The sequence below is a fragment of the Janthinobacterium sp. UMAB-60 genome, from assembly GCF_900095235.1.
GTDB lineage: Bacteria > Pseudomonadota > Gammaproteobacteria > Burkholderiales > Burkholderiaceae_D > Janthinobacterium.
Genome location: NZ_LT607495.1, coordinates 152,827 through 174,960 on the forward strand (window position 1 = coordinate 152,827; position 22,134 = coordinate 174,960).

General features: G+C 63.5%; 16 protein-coding genes. 12 read left to right on the top strand and 4 right to left on the bottom strand.

The features are described 5' to 3' along the window. Positions 1-2: 2 nt before the first annotated feature. Together K0F86_RS21325 and K0F86_RS21330 are read left to right on the top strand one after the other, a co-directional pair. Entirely contained in the window at positions 3-1,733 is a 1,731-nt protein-coding gene (locus K0F86_RS21325; protein ID WP_219136189.1) for a tetratricopeptide repeat-containing response regulator, read from the top strand. A 64-nt stretch (positions 1,734-1,797) separates the two neighbouring features. Next, entirely contained in the window at positions 1,798-2,013 is a 216-nt protein-coding gene (locus K0F86_RS21330; protein WP_010394693.1) for a hypothetical protein, read from the top strand. Positions 2,014-2,034: 21 nt separating this feature from the next. On the opposite strand, the gene K0F86_RS21335 is transcribed toward K0F86_RS21330, so the two are convergent. After that, a complete protein-coding gene (locus K0F86_RS21335; RefSeq protein ID WP_219136190.1) occupies positions 2,035-2,757 on the bottom strand; it encodes a PhaM family polyhydroxyalkanoate granule multifunctional regulatory protein in 723 nt (240 codons plus the stop codon). 149 nt (positions 2,758-2,906) lie between these two features. On the opposite strand from K0F86_RS21335, the gene K0F86_RS21340 reads away from it, so the two are divergent. The 7 genes from K0F86_RS21340 (at position 2,907) to K0F86_RS21370 (ending at position 11,759) form a co-directional block, all read left to right on the top strand. Further along, positions 2,907-4,022 carry a DUF3108 domain-containing protein gene (locus tag K0F86_RS21340; RefSeq protein ID WP_257572287.1) on the top strand — a complete coding sequence of 372 codons (1,116 nt, stop codon included), beginning with the start codon at positions 2,907-2,909 and terminating at the stop codon, positions 4,020-4,022. Beyond that, positions 4,023-4,784, top strand: coding sequence for a DUF3108 domain-containing protein (locus tag K0F86_RS21345; RefSeq protein ID WP_374197311.1), 762 nt, complete (start codon positions 4,023-4,025; stop codon positions 4,782-4,784). It begins immediately after the preceding gene. 205 nt (positions 4,785-4,989) lie between these two features. Continuing rightward, on the top strand, positions 4,990-6,360 hold the full coding sequence (locus tag K0F86_RS21350) for a hypothetical protein (RefSeq protein ID WP_096233629.1): 1,371 nt from the start codon (positions 4,990-4,992) through the stop codon (positions 6,358-6,360). Continuing rightward, positions 6,353-7,087 carry a hypothetical protein gene (locus K0F86_RS21355; RefSeq protein ID WP_219136191.1) on the top strand — a complete coding sequence of 245 codons (735 nt, stop codon included), beginning with the start codon at positions 6,353-6,355 and terminating at the stop codon, positions 7,085-7,087. The genes K0F86_RS21350 and K0F86_RS21355 overlap by 8 nt, the downstream gene beginning before the upstream one ends. Positions 7,088-7,095: 8 nt before the next feature. Further along, positions 7,096-9,927, top strand: coding sequence for an ATP-binding protein (locus K0F86_RS21360; protein WP_219136192.1), 2,832 nt, complete (start codon positions 7,096-7,098; stop codon positions 9,925-9,927). Then, entirely contained in the window at positions 9,924-10,946 is a 1,023-nt protein-coding gene (locus K0F86_RS21365; protein ID WP_219136193.1) for a DUF4424 family protein, read from the top strand. Before K0F86_RS21360 ends, K0F86_RS21365 begins: the two co-directional genes overlap by 4 nt. Before the next feature lie 12 nt (positions 10,947-10,958). Next, positions 10,959-11,759: a hypothetical protein gene (locus K0F86_RS21370; RefSeq protein WP_219136194.1), complete on the top strand. Its 801-nt coding sequence runs from the start codon at positions 10,959-10,961 to the stop codon at positions 11,757-11,759. A gap of 6 nt (positions 11,760-11,765) precedes the next feature. Here K0F86_RS21370 and K0F86_RS21375 read toward each other — a convergent pair whose 3' ends face one another. Continuing rightward, positions 11,766-12,284: a hypothetical protein gene (locus K0F86_RS21375; RefSeq protein ID WP_219136195.1), complete on the bottom strand. Its 519-nt coding sequence runs from the start codon at positions 12,282-12,284 to the stop codon at positions 11,766-11,768. Positions 12,285-12,468: 184 nt separating this feature from the next. On the opposite strand from K0F86_RS21375, the gene K0F86_RS21380 reads away from it, so the two are divergent. The 3 genes from K0F86_RS21380 to K0F86_RS21390 all read left to right on the top strand — a co-directional run bounded on the left by K0F86_RS21380 (position 12,469) and on the right by K0F86_RS21390 (position 15,607). Then, entirely contained in the window at positions 12,469-14,964 is a 2,496-nt protein-coding gene (locus tag K0F86_RS21380; protein WP_257572288.1) for a prolyl oligopeptidase family serine peptidase, read from the top strand. A 67-nt stretch (positions 14,965-15,031) separates the two neighbouring features. After that, positions 15,032-15,184, top strand: a complete 153-nt coding sequence (locus tag K0F86_RS21385) for a hypothetical protein (protein WP_219136196.1) — start codon at positions 15,032-15,034, stop codon at positions 15,182-15,184. A 183-nt stretch (positions 15,185-15,367) separates the two neighbouring features. Continuing rightward, a complete protein-coding gene (locus K0F86_RS21390) occupies positions 15,368-15,607 on the top strand; it encodes a hypothetical protein (protein WP_034753464.1) in 240 nt (79 codons plus the stop codon). A 166-nt stretch (positions 15,608-15,773) separates the two neighbouring features. Here K0F86_RS21390 and K0F86_RS21395 read toward each other — a convergent pair whose 3' ends face one another. Both K0F86_RS21395 and K0F86_RS21400 read right to left on the bottom strand, forming a co-directional pair. After that, positions 15,774-20,198: a translocation/assembly module TamB domain-containing protein gene (locus K0F86_RS21395; RefSeq protein ID WP_219136197.1), complete on the bottom strand. Its 4,425-nt coding sequence runs from the start codon at positions 20,196-20,198 to the stop codon at positions 15,774-15,776. Continuing rightward, positions 20,198-22,093: an autotransporter assembly complex family protein gene (locus K0F86_RS21400; protein WP_219136231.1), complete on the bottom strand. Its 1,896-nt coding sequence runs from the start codon at positions 22,091-22,093 to the stop codon at positions 20,198-20,200. Before K0F86_RS21400 ends, K0F86_RS21395 begins: the two co-directional genes overlap by 1 nt. Between the last annotated feature and the right edge of the window lie 41 nt (positions 22,094-22,134).

A 22,134-nucleotide genomic window follows, 5' to 3' on the forward strand; every position in this document is an offset into this window, starting at 1 on the left:
CCATGACGACAGACAGCCACGCCACCGCCGCCGAAGCGGGCAGCACCGACTGGGCCGACAAGCATTATCTGCTGGTCGACGACTTCATCGGCATCCGCATCCTGCTGCGCGAATCCTTGCGCAACCTGGGCGCGCGCCATATCGACCAGGCGGCCAGCGGCGGCGAAGCCATGAAACTGCTGGCCAAGACGCGCTACGACGTGGTGCTGTGCGATTACAACCTGGGCGAAGGCAAGAATGGCCAGCAAGTGCTGGAAGAGACGCGCGTGCGCAACCTGACGGCGCCATCGAGCGTGTGGCTGATGGTGTCGGCCGAAAAAAGCGTGGAATCGGTGATGGGCGCGGCCGAGCACCAGCCCGATGCCTACCTGATCAAGCCCATCACGGAAGGCGTGCTGCTGACGCGGCTGAACCGCGTGTGGCACAAGAAGCAGGTGTTCCGCGAAATCGACCAGGCCTGCATGGAAAAGGACTATTTGCGCGCGGCCAGATTGTGCGACGCGCAGATCGAGCTCAACAAGCTGCACGCGCTGGAATTGCTGCGCATGAAGGCATCGTTGCTGCTGAAAAGCGGCGAGCCGGAAAAGGCCCGCGCCGTGTATGAAAAAGTGCTGGCCGAGCGCGATTACAGCTGGGCCAGGGCGGGCCTGGGCAAGATCCGCATGAATAACGGCGAGCACGAGGCGGCGCGGCAGATCTTCCAGGGCGTGATCGTCGAAAACAAGTATTACATCGATGCCTATGATCAGATGGCCGTCGCTTACCAGCTGATGGGTCAGCACGAGGAAGCGTGCGGCGTGCTGGAAAAGGCGGCGCGCCTGTCGCCCAATTCCGTGCCGCGCCAGCGCAATCTGGGGCTGGCCGCCTTGAAAGTTGGCAATGTCAGCATGGCGGAAAAGGCTTTTCGTAAATGTATTTCCATCGGTGAATTTTCCGTGATGAAGACGCCCGATGCCTATCTGGGCCTGGCGCGCGTGTGCGGACTGAAGAAGGATGCCAAGGAGGCGCTGCAATGGCTGTTGCTGGCGCAGCGTGAATTCCCGCCCGAGCAGATCGGTTTGCGCGCGAAGATCACGGAAGGCATGGTGCACCACGAAACGGGCGATTACCGACGCGCGCGCAAGTGCGGCGACGAACTCGAAGCCATGCTGGCGGAAGACCCGGCGCGGCCCGAAAAAAGTATCTGCATGGAACTGGCGACCCTGCTGTTCGCCGTCGGCGTCAAGGATGCGCCGGCCGGCCTGCTGTGCTACGTGGTGAAGAACAATCACGACAACCAGGTGGTGCAGGACGAGGTGCAAAAGATCTTCGACAAGGCCAAGATGGGCGACGAAGGCACCAGCCTGATCATCGCTGCGCGCAAGGAAGCGTCGGATTTGATGAACAAGGGCGTGCTGCTGTGGAAGACGGACAAGCTCAACGAGGCGGTCGCCTGGATGCGCGCGGCACGCGAAAAACTGCCGAACAACCTGCGCATCCTGTTCAATTCCGCGCAAATCATCGTGTCTTTCCTGGAACAGCGCGGTTACCAGGCGGAATTGGCGGCCGAAGCCATGGAAGTGTTGTTGTATGTAGACAAAATTGCACCGGGACAGCAGCGCTTTGCGCAATTGATGGAGCAACTGGTGCAACTGACGCCGCCGCCCGGGCCGGAACAGGCCGTCGATGTGCCGGAAAAAACGCCGCCGGCGCCGGAAAAAGGGGGAAAATCCGTGCGCGAGCGTGCCGGATGATAAACTAGGGGCCAGCGTGGGTTCGCCCGTGCTTGAGTTGCTTTACAACAATAAGGAAGAAACTATGCGTGATGTGGTCAATGAAGTGTACAAAAAAATGAAGGTCGGCAGTATTGCCTGGGTACGCCCGGTCGCCGCCAAGGGAGACACGCTGGAAACATTCCAGTCTTCGTACGAGCACGCCAAGGCGCTGGCCGACGAAGGCCTGATCACGATCGGTGACGTAAAACGCCAGGCCGACAACATGATCGAGGCGATCCGCATTCATCGTATCGCCTGATCATATCGCTGGCTTGCAGTGCTAGGCCTTGCCTGGTGCTTTAGCCTTGGGCGCTGCGCGTTTCGCCGGCGCCTTGCGCAGCGGGGCCTTGGCCTTGGCTGCCGTGCCTGCCTCGGCAGGTTTGGCCGGCTTGCTGGCCGCTGGCTTGGCTTTGCTTACGCTGCCAAAGCTGGCCGCTGCCGCACTGGCAGCGTCGGGCGACATTGCCGTCGACACGGCCTGCTTGAACTGATCTTGTAACAAATTCCACCAAGCACTCGGATTGGCCAACTGGGCTGCTGCCTGGTTGCCGGCATCGTCGGGCGCCGCCGCAGCGGGTTCCGGCGCGGGCGCGGGTGCAGGTGCGGGCGCCGGTTTTGGCGCTGGCGCCGCAGGTGCTGCCTGCTGGAAAAACGCGGAAGCGTAGGGCACCGATTCAAAGACGGTTTTCTCGCTGGCGCCTGGCTGGGTGATGGCCGCCGCCAGTGAGGCACCCATTGATTTCAGCGTGGCGATGGTGCCGCGCTGTACTTCCAGCGCCTGGATACTGCCGCGCAGCATGCTGGTATTGAGGTTCAGCCATGCTTCGACGGCTTTCAGGTCGCTGATTTTCTTGTCCAGCTCTTCCACCGACATGGTGGGCGCCGTGATGCCGGGCATGCCCATGCCGGGCACGCTCATGCTGCCCCACAGGTTCTTGACGAAGTCGAGGGTATCGGTCACAACTGCTGCGCCCGGTATGTGGGGCATTTGCGGATTTGCCATGCGAAATCTCCTGGTAGGTGGATGTCCCTAGCGTAGCAGATATCAGCTTGCAACTGACGCAACGCTGCCAACATTTTCTTACATAAAACATCAGGAGTTGAGCACGGGCAAGACGCGGGAAGTGGGGCGGAAGCGTTACACTACGGCCTATGATGCCAGACTCCTTCTTTTCGCCGCCGCGCCGCCGTACCGTCATCTTTGTCGCGGTCATCGGCGCACTGCATTACGTGGCGTTGGAATGGCTCACCTCGCATGCCCGCATGGTGCCGCTGGGACAGAATCATGCGCAGGTGGTCAGCATGGCCTTGATCGCCGAGCCGCCCAGGCCCGTGCCGGTGACGCCACCGCCGCCGCCCAAGCTGCGGCCCTTGCCCGAGCCCCGCTTGCCGCCACCACCGCCGCCGACGGAACTGGCATCGAGCGAAACGCCCCAGTGGACGGCGCCCGCCAGCGATGTGCCGGAAGGCCCTGCCACGTCCGAGCCGGCCGCAGTGGCTGCCCCGGCCATCACGGCGCCCGCGCCCGCCGTGGCGGCCGCGCCAGCGCCAGCTGCCGCGCCGCCGCCGGCCGTCGAGCAGGCACGGCACTACAAGACGAATGTGCCTGCCTCGGCCCAGTTCGACTTGCACGTGGACCGGCGCGATGCCGACGGTACCAAGTGGCAGGGCGTGGCCGCCATGGCGTGGGAGAACAAAGGCGATACCTACCAGCTGAAACTGGAAGTGGGCTTGAGCATGCTGATCACGCGCATCAACCTGCTGGTGCTGACCAGCGAGGGGGTGATCGATGGCAGCGGCATCGTGCCCGTCACGGCCACGGAAAAACGCAAGGGCCGCGCGCAAACGGCCACGCATTTCAACCGCGACGCCAAGGCCATCACGTTTTCGGCCACGACGGCCACGGTTCCATGGCAGGAGGGGGCGCAGGACAAGGCCACCGTGCCGTTCCAGCTGGCCGCCATCGGCCGCGCCGACGTCAACCAGCTGGCCGGCAATATCGACATCCTCGTCGGCGAGGAAAAGGAAGCGACCGTGTTCCGCTTCCAGCTGGTGGGCGAGGAAGAACTCGAGACCAAAATGGGCCGTCTGGTGACCTGGCATCTGCGCCGGCCACCGAAGCCCGGCAGCTATTCGTCGCAGCTCGATATCTGGCTGGCGCCGTCCATGCAATGGTACCCGGTACAAATACGCAATACCGAGGCGAGCGGGGCTTTGACCACGCAAACCGTGACCCAAATTCGCGTCAATGACGCTACAGGAAAATAAATGATGACTTTGACTACTTTTAAACGCGCTGTGCTGGCCAGCTTGCTGGCCGCCACCCTGACTCCCGCCATGGCCGACGCGCCCGTGGAGCATCCCGTCATCAAGCGCCCCTACAAGCTGGCGCCATCGGCGGACCTCGTCTATTCGATCAAGGCCAAACAGCGCGGCATTGCGCTGTCCGGCGAATCGGTCAGCAACTGGCGCGCCGGCGACGGCAAGTATTCGCTGCTGGCCGAAACCAAGGCGGCCCTGTTCGGCAAGATCCTGGAACAGCGCAGCGAAGGCACGGTGGACGATTACGGCCTGGCGCCTTCTCAATTCGTGGAAAAACGTTTCCGTAAGGAAGCCGCCACCACGACGTTCAAGCGCGACAGCAAGACCATCGTCTTCAGCGAGGGCGATGACAGCTATCCGCTGAAAGGCGGCGAGCAAGACCGCAACAGCACCGTCTGGCAACTGGTCAGCGTGGCGCGCGCCACGCCCGAGAAATTCACGCCCGGTTCGGAATGGAGCTTCTTCGTTGCCGGTCGCCACGACGCCGAGCCGTGGACCTTCAAGGTCGTCAAGGATGACAAGGTCGCCACCGGCCTGGGCGAAGTGGCCGCCATCCACCTGGTCAAGGCGCCGCCGCCGGACAAGAAGGGCCAGCAAGTGGACCTGTGGCTGGCGCCGTCGCTGGAATGGTATCCCGTGAAGGTGACGTTCGCCGATGAAGACGGCGATTACGTCGAGCAAACCTTGCAAAAGATCGTCAAGAAGTAAGCGCTTGCGCTTGGCTGTACTCGTTTTTCTTACCCCAAAGCAAGTGCTGGGGTCAGACCCGGCGGGTCTGACCCCAGATTGCCGCCTCTGGCCACAAGTCGAATTGCATGTCAGAACTGATATACTGACGCCCCCGCCCCGCAGCGCTGCGTTAGCCCGCTGCGCCGCCCGCTGAACACTCATCCGGAAAAGAATGATTGATATAATGGCAAGTGCAGCCGTGGCTACGGATGCACATCAGACAGAGCAAGAGCATCACGATTCCTTGCAGGCGCATTTCCAGCCCAATATTTCGGCCGACGAGATCGAGCAGGTATTTCACTTGAAGCGGGCGCAGCCCTTGCTGCAAGTGTTTACGGCCCTGTTTCATGGCGGTTTCGATGGCGTGCTGGTGCGTCTGCTGGTGTTGCGCGAGCTGGCGTCCGATGCGGCCACGTCCGCCTATACGCGCGCCGATATCAACACCAAGCTGGCCTATTTATTGCCGGAAAGCCTGGAAACGGTCTTGCTGCGCCTGCGCTCGAACCAGTTGCTGGCCTGGGATGCGCAGCAGGGCGTGTACCGCGTCACGCCCATGGCGCGCAACGTGCTGTCCGCCATCGACAGCCTGCTGGGCCTGGGCCAGACGGAAGACGAAGCGGAAATGGGCTTTCTGCTGTCGCAGGTGGCCGGTGCGCAAGCCGTGGGCGGCGTATCCGTGGAACAACTCCAGCATTTGCTGGGCCGGCTGGTGGATTTGACGGAGGAATTTTCCGACGCGATCGCTTCCGGTTCCGAATTCCGGCTGCGCACGGCGCAAGCGAAGTGGAACATGGCCTGCGACTGGGTGGAAAAAGGTTCCGAGATTCTCGTGGCGATTACTTCCGATGAAAACGCGGACAGCGCCACGCACAAGGCGGCGCAGGCGATCGGCCGCGCGCAAAGCAAATTGCTGAACATGCAAGGCATGTTTTCACGCGCGCTGAACCAGATCGAGCGCCAGCGCGTGCACCTGGGCCAGTCGGGTCTGTCGACCACGGACATCAAGCGCTGGCTCTTGCTGCATGAAGACCTGGCCAGCCTGGCCGAGGGCGCCATCGATCAGCCCGTCGTGCCCCTGTTCTCCACGCCGGCCGAAATGATCGACGTGGCGGAAACGGAACTGCTGTCCGAACGGGCGGCAGGTGTCATCAACACGGGCCTGCCCAGCGGAGAGGACGCGCCCACCACCATCAGCGACGGTCCCGCCATGCAGCTTGAACTCGATGATTTGCTCGAACGCCTGTCGAACTTTGCCAGCCTGGGCAATTTCCCCAGCATCGGCGAAGAAGGGCCGAAATCGGTGCCCGTGCAGGATTCGCTGCTGCCGGCCAGCTTTGCCGTGGCCTCGTACCGCGCCTCCATGCTGCCGCTGCTCGGCGATGTCTCCGAAGCGAGCTTGCAAGGCTCGACGGCCGAACTGGCCCGTTTGCCGATCACCTTTACACCGACCGACGAGATGGTCCAGCTGACCGACCCCCACGTGGCGGCCATGTCGATCGCCTCGCTTTCACTGAATGTTTCACTTGATTTAGATAGCGGCACAGCCGATGAATGACGATTCCCAAATCCTGATTGCGCGCCTGCTCACGCATCAAACCCTGCGCCGCGACGACAAGCTCGTCAAGCGCGTGCTGTCCGACGAGCTGTTCCGCGCCGAAATCGATGCGCGCCTGCTGGCCTGCGGCTTGAAACTGCTCGACAACGTGTATGCCGACCACGTGACCTTGGCCCTGACGCGCACCATCGAACCGAAGATTTTCGGCGCGCGCGACGTGTGGCAAAACAATAATTTCGGTTTGGCGCGCGATGGCGTGGCCTTGCTGGTGGTGCTGTGGGCGCAGATCATCCTGCCCAAGCGCGAACGCCAGGAAACGCACCAGCACGCGGACGACGACCAAAATGACATGTTCGGCACGGAAAAACCGCTGCCGCGCGCGGAAGACGCGTCGATCGGCATTTCCTACAAGGCGCTGCTGTCGGACTTCGGCGACAAGCTGGGCAAGAAAACGCGCATGGACATGAACCTGGGCACCCTGGCCAAGCTGGGCTTCATCGAGCGGCGCGGCGATTTCATCCTGGAAGGCCCGCTGCTGGACCTGATGATGGATACCGACGTCTTGAAAGAGCGCATCATCAACGGCGCCCTGGCCGACGTGTTCAAGCGCGCGCCGGCGCGCCTGGTGGCCGTCGACCCGGATGCCGACCTGGCAGACGACCTGTCCGCCGACATCGGCGACTTGCCAGACGCGGGCGACGAGCCTGCGTCCGACCTCCCTCACTGAAAGCGCCCATGTTTCATATCAAATCACTTGAACTGGTGCACTGGGATTACTGGCAGCGCATCAAGAATATTCCGCTCGACGCGAAGATCATCACCATCGCGGGGCAGAACGGTTCGGGCAAGACCACCTTGCTCGATGCCTTGCGCACCCTGTTCGGCCTCGATTGCTCGATGGGCCGCACGTATAAACACTATGCGCGCCATTCGGGCCAGCAGACGGCCTGGCTGCGCGCCGTGGTCGACAACAAGAACGTGGGCAAGCAGTTGTCGAACCGCCCGTTCCGCAGTTCCGGCTTCTTCAGCGACGATGAAGTGACGCTGTTTTGCCAGATCCAGAAGAATGGCGGCGACTGGAAGCGCCAGTATCTGATGCGTCCAGGCAATGTGCAGATCGAGGACATCACGGACGCCAATGACTGGCTGGGCGTGGAAAACTACCGCAAGCGCCTGGCCAATGCGGGCCTGTCGCCCGCCATGTCGAAAGTGCTGGCGCTGGAGCAGGGCGAAACGGACAAATTGTGCGAATACGCGCCGCGCCAGCTGCTCGACCTGGTGTTCCAGGTGTTTGGCGACAAGGAAGTGCTGGACGCCTACGATGAAGCCAAGCGCCACCAGCGCGATACGGAAGTGGAGCTGAAACGCTTCGAAACGGAACTGGAAGCGTCGAAAACCAATCTGGAAGGCTTGCGCCTGCGCGTGGCCAATTACCACCAGTGGGAAGGGCTGCATAAAGAGCGCCGCAACCTGCTGGAAGAAGTGCTGCCCAGCCTGCAGTACCACGAAGCGCGCGAAAAAGCCGCCATCGCCAGCCGGCAATTGCGCGATGCGCGCAAACCGATGGCGCAGGCGGACCAGCAACTGACCGATAAACGCAATGCGCTGGCCGCGCAGGCGAAGGCCCTGTCCGACGCGCAGATGAACGAAACCCTGCTGGAGCAGGAATCGATCGGCTTGCAGAGTCGCCTATCCCTGATCAATGCAAAACTGAAACCGCTGGACAGCCTGCTGGAGCAGAAAGACCGTTTGCACAAGCTGGCGGCGGACTCGGGCAGCGACATCGCCGAAGTGGCGGCCCAGCTGGAGCAGAAGGAAGCGCAATTGCTGCAGCAGCGCCAGCAGCGCGACGCGCTGTCGGCCCGCATCGCGGGCGAGCAGGCAACGATTGCCGCGCTGCAAGGCAAGACGGCCATGCCGGAGCCGGACAATGTGCGTGGCATGCGCCGTGCGCTGCGCGACGCGGGCATTTCCCACGCGATGCTGTCCGACATCGTCGAAGTGACGGACAGCCGCTGGCAGGGCGCCGTCGAAGGTATATTGGGTGGTTACGCCTCCGTCGTCTTGCTCGACAAGGCCAAGGATGCGGCAGCCGCCTACCGCCTGGCCGAGAAGGAGCGCTATCGTCACTTCATCGTGCCCGAGCTGGTCACGGCGCCTGACGCGAAAGACGAAAGCTTGCTGGCGGTGGTGAAATTTTCCGCGCCCGTGCCCAGCTGGCTGATCGAGCAGCTGTCGCGCATCGCGCGCGTCGATTCCGTCGAAGCCGGTTTCAAGTTGGGCAACCATGAGGAATGGATCACGCCCGAGGCGTATCACCGCGAACGCCGTGGCGGACGCTCGCTGTTCGTGGAAGCGTCGCGCTACCGCTTCGGCCAGGCTGGCCGCAGCGGCCGCCTGGAAGCGCTGCTGCGCTCGCTGCCGGGCCTGGAAGGACAGGAAGATACGCTGACCCTGGCGATCTCGAAACTGGCGGCGGAAGTGGGCGCGTTGAAGGCGCGCATCGCCGGCGTCGACGCGGCCAAGGAACTCAGTGCACGCCAGGAAGAGTTCGCCGAAGCGCTGCGCAATTCGAAGCCGCTCAAGGAAGAGCGCCTGGAAGTGGGTGGCCGTTTGGGCGAGTTGCAAAACCTGACGAAAAACGCCACCGTGGCGCGCACGCGTGCCGATACCGTGTGGCAAAACGCACGCCTGGCTTTGTCCGAAGCGGAAGCGGGTGCGCGCCTCGGCTACAAGAAACAGATTGAACAGCGCGCCGAGCATGCGCGCGCCTTGCTGGCCCTGCGCCATGCGTGGCGCCACCTGCCGAAAAGCTGGCGTCGGCCCGCGCGCCGCGCGGCCCTCGTCGCCGAGCACCAGAATGCGCATCAGGTCGACTTGCGCGTGGCCAGCCTGCAAAACAGCCTGGCGCGCGACGACTGGGAACTCGACGCCACCGTCATCGACCAGCATCACCGCCTGTCGGACCAGCTGCATGGCCGCCAGTCGGAAACGGACGAGCGCCGCTACCAGAACAACCGCGCCATCGAAGCGACGGGCAACGCCCGCGGCGCCTACATGGAACGCTTGCGCTACACCATCAAGACTTACAGCAAGAACATCAAGGAGCTGGGCGAGCTGGCCGGCATCGAAGTGCATGCCGACCCCGTGCGCCTGGAAAACGACGATGTGCAGCTGTCGCAGGCGGGCTTGCACGTGCGTTTCAAATTCGACGGCAAGGGCGTGATCGGCATGAACGATGGCGAAGCATCGGGCGGCCAGCAGGTGATGAAGTCGCTGGTGCTGCTGATCGGCTTGCTGAAATCGGAAGACGGTTCCGGCGGCTTCGTCTTCATCGACGAACCGTTTGCCCACCTCGATATCCGCAACATTCAATTGGTCGGCGAGTTCCTGAAGAATACGCAAGCGCAATACCTGATGACGACGCCGTTGACGCACAACACGGATGTCTACGATCCCTCGGAACTGACTTTGATCACGAGCAAAAAGAAAAAGGATAGCCAATGGGCACAACCGATTTTCGTGCTGCAACGCCGGGTCGAGCCCGTAGCGGGCAAGGTGGCATGATGCGCCGTTTGCTGCTGTCGGCCGCGTTGGCGCTGGCGTTCTCGGTGCCAGCGATGGCCAATGACGGCATCGGTTCGGTCAGTGCCGGCGGCATTATCGTCGGCAAGACCGACGCCGTGGCCATGAAAAAGGAAGTGCTGACGGTCAGCACGGACTTGATCAAGGTCGAGTACGAGTTCCTCAACGAATCGACAAGCGATGTGGAAGAGACCATCATCTTCCCGCTGCCCGCCTACCAGGCCGGCTACCACCAGTCGCCCACGTACTATGGCCAGCCGCGGCAGTTCTCGATCGAGGTCGACGGCAAGCGCAAGGATTACCAGACCGTGCTGCTCGCCAAACTCGACGGCCGTGACGTGACGGCGCGCCTGGCGCAGCTGGGCCTGTCGGACGCGCAAGTCGCTTATTTCCCGTCATTCAGCCCGTTCGAAAAAAAGGTGGCGCCCTTGAGCGCCGCGCAGAAAAAAGCCATGATCGCCGACGGCTTGCTGGCCAAGCTGTCCGAAGACGAAGAATGGGTGCCGGCCTGGTCCGTGACGGTGGTCTACCAGTGGCAGCAGAAATTCCCTGCCGGTAAAACGGTGCGCGTGCGCCATCAATATGCCCCGTTCGTCGCGGCCGGCCCCGGCGCTTCCTACCTGGGCGATGGCAATACATTTGAAAAGAAATACTGCGGCGACAAGGCCTTCTACAAGACGTGGAACCGCCTGGCGGCACAACAGGGCGAGGGCGGCTTCGTCAATGCCAAGTGGGTCTCGTACATCCTCAAGACGGGCAACACCTGGAAGAATGGTATCGAGGACTTCACCTTGAACCTGGTCAAGGGCAAGCCGGACGAGCTGGTCAGCCTGTGCTTCCCCGGCACGTTTACCAAGATCAATCCCACCACCTTGCAAGTCAAGCTGCGCAATTTCCGTCCGCAGCAGGATCTGAACGTGTATTTCGGCAATGTCGAGGGTGGCAGCGAGAATACGGGCGAGGCGCCTGCGCTGCGTACCAATTACTTGCTGAAGAAATAGAAAGACAGCGCCATGCCCACTCCGATTCTCGCCCGCCGTCTGCGTAGCCTGCTCTTGGGCGCGCTGCTTGCCGCGCCCGCCGCCTGGGCCGACAACTATACCGATTTCCAGCAAGCCAGCGGCCAGCTGGAAGCGCTGATGGACAAGGCGACGCCGCAAAGCGGCTTGCCGCGCCTGGGCGACCCCGAGGTGGCGCAGCTGTTTGCGCAGATCGCCGACCACCCGCGCCTGTTCCAGGCGCCCGTCGCGGCGCTGCAGGACATGAACCAGAGCGTGGCCGTGTGCGAGCAGGCCATGCGGCTGGGCAAAACATACTATGCGTTTGGCCTCTCATGGCCTTTGCCGCTGTCCGGCGCCGAGCTGCTGCAGGCGCGCAAGGACCAGATGACGCGGAACCTGGCCAATTATGGCGATGAAATGAGCACCTTGTTTGCCTTTGGCATGCATTGCCATGGCCATGTGATCGGGCTGATGGAGCGGGAATTCAGTGCCCAGCCAGCGGATGCGGTGAGCGGAACCGAGCGCATGCGCGCGCGCGCCTTCAGCAAGGGGTCGACCGCCCTGTATGCTGGCGTGGTGCAGTTCGTGCAAGGGCCGTTCTGGAGCGTGGCGCAAAAGAAGCGGATGCTGGAAGCGGCGGCGCAGCACGCCACGGCGAATGCCAATCTGATGGCGCTGCCGTTGCGCGAGCGCCTGCTGACCAGCCTGGCCGATGCGGACCAGGATCTCGATCCGGCCCTGGCGCCGGCGCTGGCGACGATACGCCAGGCACTGGCGGTGACGACGTGTACCGGCCTGTGCCAGTACTACTGACCTGGCTTACTCGGCCGCTTCCAAGGGTTTGTTGCGCTGGCGCCAGCGCACCAGGCCCCACGCATACATGGCGTAGTAACCGATGACCAGGCCATAGGCGGCCATGGTCAGCGGGCTTTGGCCGAACGGCGGCGGCGGCACGGGCACGTCCTGGCGCGTGTTCAGGTAGATTTCCATGCCGCGATACAGCAGGCGGGCGATGAACAGCATCGTGATGGCCAGGCCCAGGTAGCGGTGCTGGGTAAAGAAGAAATCTTTTCCGACTTGCTCGAAGCGCGTCAGCTTCAGGCCCAGCACGCCCAGCCAGCCACCGGCCAGCGCGCCCGCGCCCAGGCTGGACAGGGGCAGGATGTCGAATTTCGTCGTCGTCGCCAGGAACAGCAGCAGCGCGGGAAACGCGATCGCCACGCTCCAGTGGCGCCACAGCTGCGACTTCTGGCGCGCCACCAGTTTCTTCAGGCGCGAATAAATACGCCAGACCAGCAGCGGGACCAGTAACAGCAGGGCGAGGGTGGTGGTTTCCATGTAGGCAATCGGGTGCGGGTAAAACAGCGATTGTAAGCGAGATGGGGACGGGCGGCGATGCTTGTCAAACGGTAAAAGTTGCTGGTTGACATTTACATGGCATGAACGCACTATGCCTTGTCACAATGCGCCGCCATGAGCGGTGCGCTCGCTTGTTGTCACCACCTTCATACTCTGGAGTTTCATGTCTACTCGTCTGCCTTTGCTGCCCATTACTGTCGGCCTGTTAGCCTCGTCCTCCCTGGCCATGGCGCAAGATAGCGCTTATCAAGCCCCGCCAGCGCCCCTGCAAGCCATCGTCGATGCGCCGCGCGCGCCGACCCTGAGCCTGAGCCCGAAACGCAACCTGGCGGCCGTGCTGCCCACGCCATCCTTGCCCGCCATCAGCGAAGTGGCGCAGCCGGAACTGAAGCTGGCCGGTTTGCGCATCAATCCGCGCACCTATTCGGCCAGCCGCTTCAGCTTCCACACGGGACTGGGATTGCTCGACATCGATACGCAGAAGGAGATCAAGGTCAGCGGATTGCCCGCCTCGCCCCGCATCGCCGACCTGGCCTGGTCGCCCGACCAGCGCTACCTGGCGTTTACGCATGTCGCCTATGCCGATCCCGCCAAGGGCGTGAAGGATGCGGGCGTGCAATTGTGGCTGCTCGACGTGCAGACGAAAGCGGCGCGCAAGCTGGCCAGCGCGCCCCTGTCGACCGTGTATGGCCGTGGTTTTTCCTGGATGCCCGACAGCAAGACCCTGCTGGTGCAGCTGAAGCCGGCCAAGCTGGGCGCGGCACCCGTGGCCAACGGCATCCCGACGGGTCCGTCCATCCAGGACAGCGTGCCGGGTGGTGGCGTCAAGCAATTGCGCACCTATCCCGACCTGCTGAAAAACGAACAGGATGCGCAGCTGTTCGAACACTACATCACCGTGCAGATGGCCTTGCTGGACGTGACGGGCAAGCAGCGCCTGGTGGGCCAGCCGGGCCAGTTCTCGCGCGTGTCGGCCTCGCCCGATGGCAAGCACCTGCTGATGACCAGCATCGTGCGTCCGTATTCGTACATCGTCCCGGCGCATGACTTTGCCCACAAAATCGACGTACGCGACCTGAATGGCAAGGTGGAGCACGCGGTGGCGGCCTTGCCGCTGGAGGAAGGGCTGCCGCCAGGCAATGATGCCGTGTCCGCCGGCGTGCGCTCCGTCAGCTGGAGGGTCGATGCGCCCGCTACTTTGGTGTGGGCCGAAGCGCAGGATGGCGGCGATCCGGCCAAGACGGTCGAGATCCGCGACATCGTCTACACGCAGGCGGCGCCGTTCACTGCCAAGCCGGCCGTGCTGGCCAGGCTCGGCTCGCGCTACGCGGGCGTGGCCTGGGGCCGCGGCGACCTGGCCCTGCTCAGCGAAGCGTGGTACAAGACGCGCGCCGTCAAGCAGTGGAAGATTTCGCCAGATCAACCTTCCACGCCGGCCGACCTCGTGTATGCGGGATCCTTCGAAGACCGCTACAACGATCCGGGCCAGCCCGTCATGCGCGCGGACGCCGCCGGCTTGCCGCGCCTGCTCATCGCCTTTGATAACTCCATCCTGCTCGATGGCCAGGGCGCCTCGAAGGATGGCGACCGCCCGTTCATCGACCGCCTGAACCTGGCGACGAAACAGAAGGAACGCCTGTTCCAGAGCGCCGCGCCCTACTATGAAAACGTCGTGGCCGTGCTGGACGAGGACGGCAGCCGTTTGCTGTCGACGCGCGAATCGCCGACCGAGCAGCCGAATTACTTTGTGCGCAACCTGAAACAGCAGGGCGCCGCGCAATTGACGGCCCTCACGCACTTCCCCCATCCGCTGCCGCAATTGAAGGACGTGCAGAAAGAGCTGATCCGCTACAAGCGCGCCGACGGCGTGGACTTGACGGCCACCTTGATGCTGCCGCCGAACTACGACGTCAAGCGCGACGGTCCGCTGCCGACCCTGATGTGGGCGTATCCGCAGGAATTCAAGACGGCCAGCGCGGCCAGCCAGACCACGGGTTCGCCGTACAAATTCAACGCCGTCAGCTACTGGGGCCCGGCCGCCTTCCTGTCCATGGGCTACGCCGTGCTCGATAATCCATCGTTCCCCATCGTGGGAACCGGCGAGCAGGAACCGAACGACACCTATCTGCCGCAGTTGGTGGCCGATGCCGAAGCGGCCGTCGATGAAGTGGTGCGCCGGGGCGTGTCCGACCGCAACCGCATCGCCATCGGCGGCCACTCGTATGGCGCCTTCATGACGGGCAACTTGCTGGCGCATACGCGGCTGTTCCGCGCTGGCATCGCCCGCAGCGGCGCCTACAACCGCACCCTGACGCCGTTCGGCTTCCAGGCGGAAGAGCGTTCGTTCTGGCAGGCGCCGGCCGTCTACCAGGCCATGTCGCCGTTCAACTATGCGGACAAGATCAAGGATGCGCTGCTGATGATCCATGGCGAGCAGGACAACAACTCGGGCACCTTCCCCATCCAGAGCGAGCGCATGTTCCAGGCCGTCAAGGGACTGGGCGGCACGGCGCGCCTGGTGATGCTGCCGAACGAGAGCCATGGCTACCGCGCGCGCGAATCGATCATGCAGATGCTGTATGAAAGCAACAACTGGCTGGAGAAATATGTGAAGAACGCCCCGCCGCCGGCCGCCGACGTCAAGCCGGCAGCGAAATAAGGGGCGCGCAGGGCGGGTGGCGCATCTCTCGTGGTATGGTCTTCTTTTGTCTGCAGGGAGGTCAGCCATGTCCGTCATCCACGCCCACCGCGCGCCCGACCCGGCGCCTGTCGATGTACCCATGCCGGCACCGGAGCCGCAAGAAGCGCCCGGGCACCATCCGGGGCCCGTGCATCCGGTGCCGCAGGACGATCCCGTGCCGCACCCGCATCCTCAGTAACCCCCAATAAATTATTGTGATTTCTGACTTCCATAACCGGCGCTCTGCGGCGTTGCTCACTGCTAGCAGTGCTCGCACTGCGTCGCAGCGAGCGCCTTGCATAGCATCCGGTTCTGTTCGTCATAATTTCACAATAATTTCCTGAGGATTACTTATTAATCTCCTCAAGAAAGGCTGTTTCAGATGGCAATTGTCAAGGAAGTCTACACACGCAAAGTCAGCGGAGAATCGTTTGACTATGAACTCGATTACACCCAGGGCGCGGATGTGGCCTGGATTGCGCGCGTGTACCACGACGGCGTGCTGAAAGGCTCGCCGCACGGCGCGCTGACGGCCAACGTGCTGTCCGGCCCCGCGCTGGAACAATACCTGCGCGCGTATGTCGAAGGCATGATCGAGCGGGGGCTCGACGTGGCCGAGTAAGCTGTTTGCGGTAGAGCAAAGAAAAGGGCGCCGAGGCGCCCTTTGTTGTTTCTGGTGGTGTCGGATTACGCGGCTGCGCCGCTAATCCGACCTACGCACATGCACATGGACTGTAGGTCGGATTAGCCCGCAAGGGCGTAATCCGACAACATTGTAGGCCGCCACTCTAATCGAACGCCCACGTGTACAACACGTCCAGCGCATTGTTCGTGCCCGTCTGGAACTGCAGGGTGATGCGGCGGTTCAGCTTGTAGCGCAGTTTCACCAGGCTCGTCGCCGTGCTCGTGCCTTGCTCGAACGTCAGATAGGCGCGCGACGACAGCCGCTTGCCGACGGTGACGACCGTGCTTTCCAGCCCTTGCGCCTGCGACAGGCCCACTTCATCGAGGCCCAGCGAACTGGCCAGTTTGCCCTGCAAGCCGCCGCCGGAGCCGCCGAAGAGGGCGCCCGCCGCCGTGGTGAGCAGGGCCATCTCGTCGCCAGCCGCCGTTTCCGCGCCGTGGCCGAGGATCAGCCAGGCCAGCTTGTCGCTGTCCGACACGCTGGGCGTGGAGACCAGCTTGGCCGTCGGCGCCTGGGCCGTGCCGCGCACTTCCACGCCCGCTTCCACATTCGTTTCCGACAAGGCTTCGCCTTCGGGACGCTTGCGCACGGCCAGGATATTCAGCGACGGGTTGTCGTAGGCGCCCGTGAAGGCGATCAAGCCCCGTTCGATCGACAGCTTCTGTCCGTACGCCGCGTACAGGCCGTTGACGACGCGGATGCTGCCCGTCACGCGCGGCGCGGCGCGGTTGATGACCCTGGCGCGCACATTGCCCGCCAGGTCGGCGTCGAGTCCCATGCCGCGCAGGTGGAAGGCATTGCCCAGGTCAAATTCCAGATCGATATTCAGGGGCAGCGATGGCGCTTCCTTGCCGCCTTTGACTTCCTTGCCCAGCACCACCACGTCATTGCTTTGCGTCGGGGTATCTTGTGGCGCCAGCTCGATCAGCGCGCGGTTGGCCTTGAACTTGCCCTCGAAGCTGAAGCGCTTGTCGTTGCGTACCAGGGTGCTGTTGCCCGACAGGATCAAGGTGCGGTCGGGGCGCGACAGCGCCTGCAGGCGGTCGGCCATCAGTTTCAGTTCCAGGCTCGCTTCGCCATTTGCAAAGCGTACCCAGCCATCTGCCTGCACCTTGCCATCGCCGCCGTCAAAGCTCAAACGCTGCAATTGCAATTGATCGCCGGCCAGCTTTGCTTGCAGCACGCCATTGCGCAATTTCAAGCCCTGGTCGGCCCAGTTCACCAGCAGCTTGCTGCCGTTGATGTCGCCATTCAATTGCGGCGCGCCGATGGTGCCGCTGCCGGACAAGGCCACTTTCAAGGCGCCGCCCAGCTCCAGGCCCGGCTGGCCCGTCAGCGGCGCCAGCCACGCCAGTGTATCGATGCTGGTGGTGCCCGTCAGCGAGAGGGCGCTGTCGTTGCTGATGCGTCCGTTCAACATTTGCACGGTGGCATTGATATCGCTCTGGCCCGCGCGCGCGCCATCGAGTTTCACGGCCAGGCGCAGTTGCTGGTTGGCGACATCCACGCGGGCATCGAAGGTGCGCAAGCCCAGCGCCAGCGGCTGTTCCACACCCACCGTCACATCGCCTTTTTCGCGGTAGATGTGCAGCATGCCGGCCAGGGACGGGTCTTTTTGCTTGGCCGTCGGCACCTGCATGTCGAGCGACCATTGCGCGCCCAGGGTCAGGTCGCTGCGCGCATTCGCCTGCAGCGAGGGGATCACTTGCGCCAGGTAGGTCAGCGCCACGCCGGCCGCCTGGCCGGAACTGCTCCAGCGGGGGCCGTTCTTGACCAGGCTTTGCATGGTGATGCTGCCTGCTGGCAATTTGATGACGGTGTTGCCCACGCTGATCTGCTCGGGCTGGCCCAGGCCCGCCACGCCGCTGCCGGCCGGTCCCGCCACTTTCACGGGTACGGGCGCTTGCAGCACCAGCGCATAGCGGCCCTTGTTTTGCAGGCTGTCGATGCTGCCCGTCCAGCCGGCGCCGCTCTGGCTGCCTTTGACTTGCACGGTGGCATCGAAATCGTCATTGCGCGCCGCCAGGCTCACCGTATGGCTGCCGCGCGTGCCCGTCGTGCCCAGGCGGGCGCTGGCCAGCTTGAAGGTGGGCGTGCTGTAGCCCGTGATGTCCAGGCTGCTGACCATGGGGTCGAGCGCGCCCTGGCCTGCACCCACGCTGGCGCTGCCTTTCACGGCTTTCAATTGCTGGTCGCCAAAGAAGGTCAGATCCTTGCCATCGAGCGTCAGTTGCGCGGCGGGCGCGTCCATCTTGCCGCTCACGGTACCGGCCGCATGCAGCACGCCGGCAAACTTGGGACCCAGGGTCGACAGTTGCGGCGCATCGAGCTTCCACGTCAGCTTGTCGGTGGCGCCGCCCAGCGCGCCCTTGGCCAGCAGGCTGTTCGGCCCCAGGCGCAATTCCGTATCCACGCTGTCGATGCGTTTCGCGTTGGCCGACAATTTGGCGTAGCCGGCCAGCGGGGCGTTTTGCAGGGTCGATTCGCGCAGGGCCAGGTTCAGGGCCACTTGCCAGTCGCTGGTCAATCGGCCGCTGCCGTTGAAGTCCGCATTCACGTTGCCGTTAGGCAGTGATGCGCCAAACGCGGCCGGGTTGATCTTTTGCAAGGACCCCGTCATTTTCAATTCCGCCTGCTGCTTCGGCCCCGTCAAGCCCACTTCGCCGCTGGCGTGGATGGCGCTGTCCGGCGCAGGGCGCTTGCCGCTGGTCAGGCCCAGTCCCTTCGCATCGGCAACAAACGTCGTGCGCGGCTGCTGCAGCGTGCCTTGCACCACGCCGCTGGCCTGCACGGCGCCCAGCAAGTCGCTTTTCAGGGCGGAGAGTTGCCGCGCATCGACATTCCAGTTGAGTTTTTCGCCGGCGCCGCCAAAGTTGCCCTTGGCCGTGACATTATTCTTGCCCAGCGCCAGTTGCACGTCGATGCCGCTGAAATGCGCCGCATCGGCCGTCAGCTTGCCCTTGCCGGACAAGGGCTGGTCCAGCAGCTTGCTGGGGCGCACGGTGAAGTCCGCATGCGCCAGCCACTTGGGGGCCACGTGGCCATTGGCGCGCACGTCGAGGTTCAGGTCGGCCACGGGGAAGGCGCCGAAATCGGCGGGATTGAGGCGGCTGGCGTTGGCCACGGCCTTGAACGGCTGCTCGTCCTTCAGGCTGATCTGGCCCGTCGCGTTGACGCTGCTTTTGCCTGCCTGCAAGGTCGCCTTGCGCAGTTGCACCAGCGAGTCGGCCAGTGTCGCTTCCACATCCAGGCGCAGCTTGGCTTCGCCGAGCCTGGCGCGCAGGGTCTGCGTCTTGCCGTCGCTGTCGAGCACGATGTCGCCGACGATCTTGGTGCTGTTGATGCTGCTGTAGATATGCTGCAAGTCGATCTTGTCTGTGTGCAAGGTCAGCTGCGCCGTGCCGATGGGCGCATCAACGGCGTCGCGGTTGAGCTTGCCGCTACCCGTGAATTTGCCCGCGTTGCCGAAATCGATGATGGCCGATTCCAGGGTCGTGGCCGTCAGGGTGCCGCCCAGGCGCGCTTCGAACTGGCGCAGCGGCAGCTTTTGCTGGTCGATGGGGCCAGGCGTGGCATGGTTGAGGATGGCCAGCTTGCCCGACACCGTTTGCTTGGTCGGCCGGGTGTCGATGGCGGCATCGAGCTCCAGGCTCAGGTCCGCCTGCGGCAAGGTCGCGTCGAACTTGCCCGGATTGATGTTGCGGCCACGGATGTTGGCCGAGCGCAGGATGATGACGGGGTCGAACGGCGCCAGCGCCAGCTGGGCGTCGGCCGTGGCCGCGCCCGCGCTGCCCTTGGCCGTGACGTTCAGCAGATTCAGGTCGCCGCCCAGCTGCAGCGCCAGGGCGGCCGGTTTTTCGCCGGCGGCAGGGTTGAGCTGCGTCAGGCCCGCCTTGCCGCTGAGTTTGAACGGCTGCGTGGCGGCAATGGTGGCGCTGGCCGTGGCCTGGCCGAACGGCGTCAGCGCCGAGGCGTCTTCCAGCTGCCATTGCGACTTGTCGCCCGACAAGGTGAAATGGATCTTTTCAAACACCGTGTTGCCGCCCGCGCTGATGAGGGTCACCTTGTCCAGGCGCGCGTCGGCAATGCCGATTTTAAAAGGCGCGGCCAGGCTGGCGGGCATGGTCGACGGTTCCTCGGACGGCGCCGTGCTTGCCACGGACAGGCTGGCCACGTGCAGTTCGCTGATGGCGATGCCTTCCGAGAAGAACTGGAACGGTGACCAGTTGATGTCGATGTTGTCGGCCGTGATGTGCTGCGTCTTGCTGCGGTAGCTGACGTGGCCCAGGTGCATGCGGTTGTACAGCGAGCCGGACACGCCCGTGACGGCGATGTCGCCGCCGCTGGCGCTGGCCACTTTTTGCACCAGCATCTGCAAGGTCGATTCGCGGCCCAGGAACCAGAAGGCGCCGCCCAGCAGCACGGCCAGGCTGGCGACGGCGATCAGCACATAGCGCACCCAGCGACGCGGTTTTTTCGTCGGCGGTGGCGGCGCGGCGTCGTGGGACTCGGTAGAAATATCGGACATCAGAAAGTAAATCCCAGAGAAAAGTGCAAACGGTATTTTTGGACGGCGTGGCCATATGCCACGTCGACATTGATGGGGCCGACGGGGCTCTTGTAGCGCCCGCCCAGGCCATAGCCCGATTTCGGCGTCAACGCCTTGACGGTATCGGCCGCGTTACCGGCGTCATAGAAGGCGGCAATCGCCCACTTCGGCTTGAACCAGTACTGGTATTCGGCGCTGGCGGTGGCCATGTAGCGCCCGCCGACGGTGGCGTCGCCCTCTTTGACGCCCAGTTCCTGGTAGCCATAGCCACGCACCGACTGGTCGCCGCCCGCGCGGAACAGGTAGACGGCCGGCACGCCGCGTTTTTCCTTCGAGCCCAGCGCGCCCATTTCGCCGCGCACGATCAGCTCGCCCTTTTCACCGAGCGGACGGTAATACACGGCCTTGCCGGCCACGCGCACGAAGCGCTCGTCCGTCAGCACGGGCAGCAGGGCGCCGCCCACCTGGGCGTTGATGACGTAGCCCCTGGTGGGGAACAGCAGACTGTCGAGGCTGCGCTTGGTGATGGCATAGGTTAGCGGCAAGCTCTTGCTGCGCGTCTGTTCCAGGCCCACGATGGTCTTGTCTTCGCTGAGGAACTCGAACGTCAGGCTGCGTTCGAGGTTGGTGCCGCCCCAGTTGCGCTTGGCCGAGATGGTGGTGACGGCCGTGATTTCATTGGAAATGTCGCTGCGCTCGAACGAGGCGCCCGCGCTGTCGTTGTAGCCGCGCTCGGTGGTTGGAAAGTAAAAATTGGCGTGCGCCGCCTGTTTCTTCGTTTCCATGGTGATCGCGCTCTTGAAGCGCGTGCCCCACACGTTCAGGTTGTCATAGTTGAGCTGGGCGCGATTGCCCGTATTCGTACTGAAACCGAGACCGGCGCTGACGTTTTGCTGCTTGTTTTCCGTCACGCGCACCACCAGCGGCAGTTGCGGCGCGGGGCCGCGGTTGGCGGGCCTGGTTTCGGCGGCGTCACCGGCGGCCTCGGCTTGCTGGCTTTCCTGGCCCGCCTCGATCTGCTCGCCCAGGATGCTGCTCATGTCGGCGCTCACTTCCACGCTGGCAAAGTAGCCCGTGTCCTGCAGGCGCGCCTGGAACGATTGCAGCGCCGATTCGCTGTAATAGTCGCCCGGGCGTATCTTGTCGAGGTTGCGGATGATGCTGGCATCGTAGCGCTTCAGGCCTTCGATGCGCAGTTCGCCGAAGCGCAGTTCGGGGCCGCTGTCGAGCACTACCAGCAAGGACACCTTGTGCGTTTCCGGGTCGACCACGGCTTGCGTATCGACCAGCTGGGCGCGCGGGTAGCGCGTCTGCACCACTTCGCGCAGCAGCGCGCGCTTGGCCGATTCCCATTCGGCCTGGCGGAACACGCTGCCCGATTTCAGCGACCAGCTGCGCTTCAAGCCTTCCGTATCGAAGGGCTCGGATGCGGCCAGCGGCGGCGTGGGGTCGAAGCCGCGCAATTCCAGCTCGACCTTGTCGATGGTCACCGGTTCGCCCGGGTCGACGTCGACGATGACGACGGGTTTGGCGCCCGTCGTATCGACGCGCACCGTGACGACGGGCGTGTAGTAGCCGGCCGTGGCGACGAGGTTTTTGGCTTGCTCGGGCGTATCGCGCACGAGGCGCTGCAATTGTTCGCGGTCCATGCGCGGGTTGCCGCGGAAGCGTTCCAGGTCCAGGTTTTTTTCCAGCAACTCATCGAGGTCGCCGGGCGCGTTGACCTTGACCTCGTACTGCAGTGGCGCGGGTGCCGCTTCCGTGGCGCTGGCGCTCTCTGGAGCAGCATCTTGCGTGCCCTCCTGCGCGCGGGCTTCGGCGATCGGGCATATCAAGATGACACTGCCGGCGGCCGCCAATGTCAGTTGCCCCATTACTTTTGTCACTACTTGTGCCAAAATTCGTGGTCGTATCG